The 9,559-nt window shown below is 46.6% G+C and carries 6 protein-coding genes; 1 reads left to right on the top strand and 5 read right to left on the bottom strand.

The window, feature by feature from the left end; all coding sequences use genetic code 11:
* The coding region (locus YWE_RS0119875; protein ID WP_029096080.1) for a transposase at positions 1 to 276 on the bottom strand (276 nt) is incomplete at its 3' end.
* A gap of 794 nt (positions 277 to 1,070) precedes the next feature.
* Here YWE_RS0119875 and YWE_RS0119870 point away from each other — a divergent pair.
* Entirely contained in the window at positions 1,071 to 4,703 is a 3,633-nt protein-coding gene (locus YWE_RS0119870; RefSeq protein ID WP_084167141.1) for an autotransporter domain-containing protein, read from the top strand.
* A gap of 405 nt (positions 4,704 to 5,108) precedes the next feature.
* Here the strand turns inward: YWE_RS0119870 and YWE_RS30605 are convergent, their stop codons facing one another.
* The 4 genes from YWE_RS30605 to YWE_RS0119830 form a co-directional block, all read right to left on the bottom strand.
* The gene (locus tag YWE_RS30605) at positions 5,109 to 5,276 is read right to left on the bottom strand and encodes a hypothetical protein (protein ID WP_154661432.1); all 168 of its coding nucleotides are present in this window, start codon (positions 5,274 to 5,276) and stop codon (positions 5,109 to 5,111) included.
* A gap of 893 nt (positions 5,277 to 6,169) precedes the next feature.
* Positions 6,170 to 6,373, bottom strand: coding sequence for a hemolysin expression modulator Hha (gene hha, locus YWE_RS0119850; protein ID WP_029096078.1), 204 nt, complete (start codon positions 6,371 to 6,373; stop codon positions 6,170 to 6,172).
* Between the two features lie 488 nt (positions 6,374 to 6,861).
* On the bottom strand, positions 6,862 to 7,053 hold the full coding sequence (locus YWE_RS32040; RefSeq protein ID WP_428829284.1) for an IS1/IS1595 family N-terminal zinc-binding domain-containing protein: 192 nt from the start codon (positions 7,051 to 7,053) through the stop codon (positions 6,862 to 6,864).
* A gap of 1,649 nt (positions 7,054 to 8,702) precedes the next feature.
* Positions 8,703 to 9,047 carry a hypothetical protein gene (locus YWE_RS0119830; protein WP_029096075.1) on the bottom strand — a complete coding sequence of 115 codons (345 nt, stop codon included), beginning with the start codon at positions 9,045 to 9,047 and terminating at the stop codon, positions 8,703 to 8,705.
* Positions 9,048 to 9,559 lie beyond the last annotated feature (512 nt).

The following is a 9,559-nucleotide window of genomic DNA, read 5'->3' as shown; positions in this document are numbered from 1 at the left end:
TACAGTGGCCTTTTTTAGGATTTCCTTCTGCTGCTTGAGTTCTTCATTTTCAGCACGAAGGCGGCGTAATTCAGCTTCAAGTTCGCTGCGAGGTCTTTCACCCAGACATTCGGTTTGCCGTGACTGTTCGTAATCGATGACCCAGCGACTTATATTTTGGTCGGCGACGTTCAGTTGTCGGGCGACTTCGACACATGAAAATCCCTGCTCACAGACAAGTTTGGCTGCTTCAATCTTGAATTCTTTGCTGTACTTTTTACGTGTTATCCGGGCCATAGGCACCTCCTGTTCAAGGATTATATCCTCTTAAGTCAGTGTCACCGATTATTAGACCAGATCAGTAATGATAACAATCAGTCTTCCGCTCTATAATCTTCTCCCCTTTGAATGACGTTCCCCCGCGTCTGTCCTCACGGCGGGGATTAATGAGATGGCTCCCCCCCCTGTAATTTGTGCAGCCACGAACCCACTTGCGTTAATACTGCCCCAAGAGGCGGCGCTGGATTATCTGCTAAAGCATGCGCGAATGTGTCATCCTAATGAGGTACTGACTTACCGCATCGCCCGGTATGAGTGATTAGAAGAGCTGGCCTGCTTTACTTATGCTGGACAGACCTACTATCAGTTAGTGCTGGTTGGTGGTCTGCCGGACCGCCTAGAAGCCATCGTCAGGCAGTAAGTCCGTATGACTATAAACTAAGAACGAGACCGTCGTCTTGAGCCCCATAGCGACTGACGGGCACTTTGCATAAACTCCCCCTTGAGTATCCCGCTATCATCAGCGCCACCCCACCAATAACATCCACATCATCGGTCAAGCAACGGTCTCATTGTCCTGAGCGTTAAATCCATCATGACTGTCCATCGTCTGGCACCCCGATTTTCACGTACCTTGCCAGGGGTTGAGGTCAATGTCCTGACCAACACAACGACTAAAATTGCTACCGACAACGCAAAATTGGCAAAGACCGTCAGGTCCACCGCAAACCCGATTGACGAAAACAATAGCCTGAAATAGGGTGGCGTAAGCAGAATTCACAATAGTATAAAAACACGGGTGACCTGTGTACATGGAACTACCCAGTCGCCGCCTGATTTTAACCCTGACCGAGCTCCCTCCTGCATATAGCGCGTTGCAAAATAGCCGGCTTCCTTTAAAAAGGATACGTATGAACCACATCTCGGCAAAGATTATCTCTTTTTATACAAACTCAATGCGCTCTCTAGTGCGATGGGCAACTCATCAACAAAACGGTACACTTGACTCATCGAGAACACAGCACTGCATTGCACTGTGTCCGTTATTGCGTCGGTTTGTCTATCTCACTGGCCCCGCTTGTTGTCTTCTTTTTCTCACTACGGCTGTTGAAAAAAACGCTGTCGCGGCATTGGTTATCTACACGGGCGACGTTGGTGTTCTGCAAACCAATCCCGTCTGGCTTTCGATATCGCATCCCACCATGCTATTCCCTGGCACGACCCTCTTCCCGTTAGCATCCGGGAACAGCGTGAGTGTGAATATTGGTGCCGGCGGTACCTCGCCGAGTTTTATTTTCGGCGGCCTCAGTCAGGAAGGGTCATCGCAAAACAACACCGTGGCAGTTAACGCGTCCAGCACAACGAATTCTGCCATCACTGGCGGCCATGTACAGGCAGGGGTAGGGGAGGCTTCCGGTAACACCGTCACATTGCAAAGTGGCAGTACGGTGAGAAACGGAATTTATGGCGGGCAAAGCTTTGCGGGGATGGCTACCGGTAACCACGTGATAGTTGAGAGCGGCGCCACTGCTGGTCAGATAATTTGGGGCGGAGCAAGCGATACTGGCGATGTGACCAACAATACGGTGACCGTGACCAGAGCCAGCGTTGTTTATAGCATTTTTGGTGGACTGACCTACAACGCAGGCACGATAAGCGGTAATAAAGTCATTCTGACTGACAGCAATATCACTCAGGGGGCTCTCGACCTTTACGGTGGGCTGGCCAACAAGGATGGGGATGTGCGTCAAAACTCAGTCGTCATCAGCGGCAACAGTACCATTAACGCCAGTGATGGCGGATATCGTTCCGTATTAGGCGGACAAAGTGCAACCGGGTGGGTTGATGGCAATACTGTCCTGCTCAGCGGACAAGTGACCGCCAAACACATCATCGGCGGAAATGTCGGCAAAGAGAGCGGCGCCACGGTTACCGTGAGCGGAAGCGCGCAAAAAAACAGCGTTACGCTGAAAGCGGAGCAGGGATATTCCCCGGTCGTGAGCAGTGTCATCGGTGCGCAAGTCACGGAGGGGCCAGGCGATGCGGTTGAAAACGTTGCTATTGTCGAAGGTGGCACCATCTCGGGGAATGTTATCGGTGGTAGCGTTAGCGGCACGGGAAACGCGTACAAAAATCAGGCGTCGATAAGCGGTACGGCAACGGCAGCTTCGCTCTACGCCGGCTATAGTGCAATAAATGGAGGCTATGTAAGCCAGAATCACGCCAGCCTTGGCGAAAGCGCTTCCCTGACCGGCAGTCTCTACGGCGGCTACAGTGTCAGCGGTTACGCACAGGCAAACCAGGTGCTGATGACGGGGGGGGCAGTCAACGGCTGGGTTTATGGCGGCCGTAGTGGTTCAAATTATGCCCATGGGAACACCGTCACAGTGACCGGCGGGAAGGTGACCGGGATTATCGGGGGTTATGCTATCGATGCAACGAACGGTAAAGCTAGCAGTAATCATGTCAACGTCAAGAATGCAGAGACGACGGGCAGTATTTATGGCAGTTGGAGCGCGCTGGCGACAAGCCATAATACGGTCACTGTTGACGGCACCGCCCTTATCGGCAGTGGGCCGGCGGGGGGCACCGTCTACGGCGGATACAGCACAGCTGGGGCGGCCAGCGAGAATGTCGTCATTATCAAAGACGGCACTATCAAAGGTAATGCCAGTACCAGTCTCTATGGCGGGTTTGCAAACGGGGGCGAGGCCTCTGAAAATCAGGTGTACATCGAGGGAGGAACGCTTGACAAGACTATCTACGCTGGTTACGGCAAGGATGATGTCACCGGCAATAGCATTACAGTCACGGGAGGTAAGATGGCAACACTGGTTGGGGGGTTATCCGTGAATGGTGACGCGACGGGAAACCGCATTAGCCTCAGCGGCGGCGAGGTGACCGGTAATATTTTTGCTGGGTACACTGCCAGTGGCAACGCTACCAGCAACACCATTACCCTCTCGGGCAACCCCAACCTCATAATGGCGACACTCGTGGGCGGGAATAACATCGCCGGGAGCGGAGATATCTTCACGGGAAACACACTGATAATCAATGCCCCAACGGCCCCCCTCAGGGTCAACGGTATTCAAAACTTCCAGAATTACCAATTTGTGCTGCCTGACGGTCTAACGACGGGTAGCGTTCTTGTACAATCAACGAATGCGGTGAACCTGACGGGTAGCACGGTGCAGAGTTTGGGGATTGCCTCCGGCGGTTTTCTTTTGTCCCAAGGTCACTACGTCACCTTGATCGACAATGTCTCAACCCCGCCAGAAAACAACGGGGCCTCACTGATCGCCAATGTGGGTGTCATGACCTACAACTTCAATCTCGCCTTAAACGGTAACGCGCTGGACATCACTCTGGGTTCGGTCATCGATACGACACCGCCGCCGTCCGTTATCCCCACCCCGCCGACCAATACGCCCCCCCCGCTCCATCCCAGCCGGCCCGTTGAGCCCACCCCACCGGTTAGAGTGAATCCGAAGACCAAAGCTTTCACCGAAGCTCAGGTAGCCGGTTTGAGCATCCTCACACATGCCGCTGACCTAGCTGCCGGCACGGGAACCCAAAGCCTGCTTGAGAATATCCATGACGCCGAAAACTGTACGACCTTGACGCGATGCCAGAACATCGGCTTTGGCGTGGTCAGTGGTACCAGCACCCGTACTGATACCGGTTCGCATATCAAGGTCAACGGTTTTTCTCTACTCGTTGGGGCCGGAAGACGTCAAGATACCCGTGCTGGAGAACTCACCCTTGGCGGTTTCTTTGAAACGGGTCAAGGCACGATCAACACCTATAACAGCTTCAATGCCCTTCCCGAGGTAAAAGGCAGTGGCGATACCCGCTATACTGGTGTGGGGGTCCTTGCCCATCACGCCAGCACCGAAAACTTCTACACAGAGGGTTCAGCACGCATTGGGCGGATCAATACCGACTTTAACAGTCCCGATTTTACCGACGACCTTGGACGGCGTGCTCAGTACGACATGAGTGCCACCTACACCGGTTTGCACGCCGGTATGGGTAAGCTTATTGACCTGAACAACAAAAGCCAGTTCGATGTTTACAGCCAATACTTCTGGACCCATCAGGGCAGCGAACACGTTGAAGTTTTTGCGGACAATATCGATTTTGAGTCGATGAACTCGCATCGGTTACGGGTTGGCGGGCGTTACAACCATTCAGTGACAAAAGCGGCCACACTCTATGTGGGCACCGCTTTGGAGCGTGAGTTTGAAGGTAAGGCCCGCGCTTCGGTTTACGGCTATGCGATAGAAGCCCCCGAACTCAAAGGCAACAGTGGCATTCAGGAATTGGGCGTCAATTTTCGCCCAACGATACGTCAGCCCCTTACGCTCAATCTCGGCGTTCAGGGTTACGTTGGCCAACGCGAAGGGGTCACCGGGAACCTTCATCTGAAGTACGCGTTTTAGGTGGTATTGATATTTTTGGTTACGAATATGTTCATCCGCAAACGACGGATTTCGGATAACGTTAAACCTAAACCGGACGTTCACACTCTCAATCAATAAGCGTATTCAGGTCACGTGGAAACTGTCTGCCTCATTCTAGAGAGAAAAAGTGAATAACCCTGCCCGGAAAGATGATAATCGGAGTCAGCGCTCAACGCTGACTAGCGATAAATTAGGCCTGTCAATATTCGATACAAAAGGATTGTCGTGAGGGTAAAATTTCACTTTACGATGACAGGACGCTAAACCAATACGCGAACAGTGACGATTTATTTGGGCAGGACCGGTTTAATCTAAGCAACAAAAAAGACCGACCAATAGTAGGTCGAATAGGAAAGGATGTTTCATTAAGCGAGAGGTCTCGCATCAAGCTGACTTAACGCACTGCATCGCGAATTGTGCGCCATCCTCTAAAAAGGGGGCCAGGGAGAGCGCATTAATGCGTAACAATTCCACCTGACCGTATTTATCCTCTAATTTCTCATCGATACAGTCAAATCCGAATAAACTCACCTTTAAGTTTGGTGTTGTCATCGGAGCAACCTACCTTGTCGATAAAGAAAAAACCTCGTTATCCTGTCTGTTTAATGAATCATTGTGTTCCATGATACTGCCAATACGACCGTCCCACAGACGGGCACTGCCGATGAACGTCATCACTCCGCGCCTTGGGATATTACCGGATACGGGATAACCCATTGATCGTTCGTCACTATAGATTTTTGAAACTTCGATCGTTCACATAGACCAATCTCGCGTTATTACTGGAGAAGACTGAATTAGCAGGAGAATAAAGGGGGTAAGATGACAATAAAAGAGGATTAATCAAAAAATAGTCCATTTCGCTCATGGCCATATCATTGATGACCGATGGGCTAAACCCTGCGGGCTTAGAACGTTCTGATTTTCATTCACCGACGATAAGTCAACACACAGCGATCTGTTTAGGTTGGTGAGGGCCATCAGGCAATTGAATACGCTGGGATGGGAAAATATCTTGCTAGATCGGTCCAACAATGAGCCTGAGCAACTGACTGACCCCGCCGTAAGCCCGACACTAAACAGGTGCTAACCGACGCATTTACTGAGCAGGCTGTTGATAACGCCCATTTCATTTCAGATAGTCGGTGATACTCAGGCGTTTGTGGCAAGGCTAGCCGAATGGCATTTCAATACCAAGGTCACGAAAAGCTCGCCCCACAAAGCGCAAGTTACATTAGTGAGTTGGCCAATAGCCCCGAACAAAAACGGGCTATAATGATGGTGTAAAAACCGTCGGCCATCATCCTGGATGAAAACAGAACATGAATTCCGATCTATAAGTGGGTAGCATTATGCTTGAGTAAGTTGCTGGTAACCTATAACAAGAAGAAAGGGAATATCTCTAATTTATAGTGTTCGCAGTTATAACACTATTAATCATTGTCTTATTTCACATACTGCCAAACCGAGGCAGGTACTTTATCATACAGTTTGCCCATGGTTAACTCGGCCAATCGGTGATCGGACGCAGAGTTAAAATCTTCCATATCTTGCTCANTGAGTGAATATCTATTCTTATCGATAATGCGTTCGAGAGTTTCAATTGATGTACAACGGCGTAAACACATCAGCCAATCCTGCTTGTTCATAGGGGACACCTCCAAAATAANGGGAATAAATTGCGACTACGAAGCCCAATACATATATCAGGCCATCGCTCTCTAAAGATCACCGATTAACCTCATCAACCTCATCAACCTCGGCGCCAATAGCGATTTAGCAAACTAACCCGACTTCGATTTTGCTCAATAATCCTGAGTTATCAGGTTAAATCCCAGAATAACTCGGAGTAAATTCTTGCTGGAAAAATGACTCTGTTTCTCAAAATACGGTATCAAACTTCGTGTTAATAAATAAAGAGACACATCTCTATTTAACTCATGCTTTCAATAATAATGATTCTGACAATCAATGTATTTACGTCGCTGAGAGATTTTNTCGTGATTNAATCGGGTGCTTAGNTATCACTATAATAGGCTGCTAACAATATCATAATAGCTATCTAAAAGGCATCGTTAAATACTGATAACGCCAAAGACTAATAAACATAGCTGACTTAATCAATTAAAAATGAAACTTACTGAAAAAAGAGACTATTTGATAACATTTGTTTATCTCTTTCTTTATATGCTTTATAGATGAAGTCCAATTGAAACGTTTTGTTGCAGGTAGTGCAAAAATAGCGGGGGTAGCCTGACCGACCTTTACCGTGCTTCCTAATTGCTTCTGACTTTTTACAAAAACGGCATAATACCTGATTTTTAGACATTGATATCCCCATGAGATTAAAGTCATTTATTAATGCCATCCCTATAAAAAGGTTAACTAGTTTTTTCACTTAAATATTTGGCAGCAGATATATTATTTAGCCTTTATATTTTGCTCAGTCACAGTACGGTTAGAACCAAATCGCCTTACCCAAATTAATTATTAGCAATCAATGATTCAGGTCGTTAATACGTACAGGCACCGAGATGAATATGGGGCGCAGAAAATTTTATCGATAATATCGGTGTGAGACTTCCGCGTGGCAAACTTAACCTTCTTACTGAGCCTGCTATTATCAATCAAAACCCACGTAGTCAGACCGGTCCACACTCTGAAGTCAATCGTTACCGAGATGGCTCAACTGCTCACTGATTTATCGTTAGTGGCGATAGTGTTGGCTTTAGTATCGTCAATATTAGGTGCATTTCAAAACAGCACGATTTACCATGAGGACAATTATACCGGGAAATTATTTTTTTAAAGTCAAATAGTGATAATGCTTTAAAAAATAGAATTAAATGCCTTAATACTTAATGACATTATTTTTTTATTTTATAAAATGCAACAAGTGGTATTAGAAATGATAAAGCATACGATTGATGATGTGAGTTCACCCGTGCATCGACAAGAACGGACCACCTCGAATTGAGAAATCTGACCTGTTATTGTTAACTACTGTATGGCCCTCCAGATGATGAGCCAGTTTTCTTATCATGAGAAAATACCTTACATAACGTATGGCATTAACAAAAGATAAACCAATAAAGTCAATGACTGAGTTGCAAGTCTGTTATATTGCACTTTCAGAAAGAATGATAATGACATATAACAGTAGTAACTTAATTAACCCGTTAATCACTAATGAATATGAAAACATGTGATTAATGTCGAAAATATTGATGTGCATCAAAAACACTCCGATAGATTAATTATACTTTTCCGACATGTCAGTCATTAGAGCATTAAATTAAATCGATATTGACTCAAGAGACTTGATTAAATCGGTTATTAGTAATGATATGCCTTTCATTAATAATCAGTTTGTAAGTATGATTGTTCTTATATATAAATTCACGTAATAAGATTGTTATAATGTTTTGGTCAAGTATCGAATTTCAATAATTTAAATGATGGTTATCTTAAGGGGCTTATCATCATCCTCAGAACGATAAAAAATAGCGTAACTGTCCATCACTATGAATAAAAGGTCATCCAATGAGCACTGTATATAGGTATGAAATTGTCAGAATCAATGCCTCACCGACGATGAGCGCGAACTACCTTCATACGTTCGTCAATCCTGTTTTCGTGGGTGACAAGGTTAATCCAAATACCCAGGATTCGGAACGCCTGACCGTCATTGCCGTTGAACATTACCAAGAATCTTCTGTTCTTTATTGCGAGTAACGCCCACAGAAACCGTCAGTTAACTCAATGCCCTTTCATGATTAGGGCTGATAAATCATAGCGCTAGGCATTATGTAGTGGCAGAGTAAATTTGGCCACCTGAATAGAGGTGATAATATCACGTCAGAACACAAACAGGTGTCGTTATGAGCAGACGCGACAGATATCATTTCAGCGCAGAGTTCAGGTTCAAAGCTGTCTCGTTAATTAGGCTCAACCGATGGGTTGAGCCAGCAGTCACAATTACTTGAAATATGCCGCAATGGTGGCAATCGAAGCTAAAAAGGCAGTAATGGAGGCTAAAACAACAGTCACAGCTACAATGGCTTTCCACCAAGTCTTGAACCATACCTTCCAAGCCGATTCTTTAGGTTTGGCCAATAGTTGGGTCAGGAACTCTCGCCCTCTCAAGGTTATCTTTGGATCAAGATACTCCTTACCATCATCGGCACGAGAGGCAATGGCTGTTACCATCCCAGAAGAATATAACTCTTCAAAGATGTTGATATCCATATCTGACGATTCATTTATAAAATCACCCAATGAGCTGTTTGCCAATGCTTGCAGGATAGCTTTGTGTTTTTCCATCGTATTACCTTTAACCTACTGTATGTAATTTCATGTTATCACAATTCATATGCCACTCGATGTGACCGTCCGGATGCAGCATTACCCGATTTTCAAGCTCGCCACCACCTGCCAGATACTTCGGGTGGATATGGTGAACACGCCAGCCTATTGCCGTTGCGATTAGCTAGTGACAGAACGGACAACGCTTCTCCTGCCTGAGCCAGAGTGCCAGCAACGCCTTCCTACCCAGCATGGTTTCCTTTCATTGGCGCTCAATCGGCGCTGCTCTAAGTAGAATTCCCATTCAGGTAGATAAGGATTTGTTTCCACCGTTACGGTATGGACATCAGTCTTGGCGGCGTGCGCAGTATCTGGCTTATCAATAGCCTATCAGGTTAATGGCGGTACGTTTAAACGGTAACAAAACGTCTATCGTTTTAACTTGGAACCGCGTTTAGCTCTATATCACCTACGTGTATGTCCCCCATGAGAAACGTATTTCTGTAGGAATATGTTTTTATTAATGAAAT

Source organism: Budvicia aquatica DSM 5075 = ATCC 35567, from assembly GCF_000427805.1.
Classification (GTDB): domain Bacteria; phylum Pseudomonadota; class Gammaproteobacteria; order Enterobacterales; family Enterobacteriaceae; genus Budvicia; species Budvicia aquatica.
This window is presented reverse-complemented; position numbering and strand designations above follow the sequence as displayed.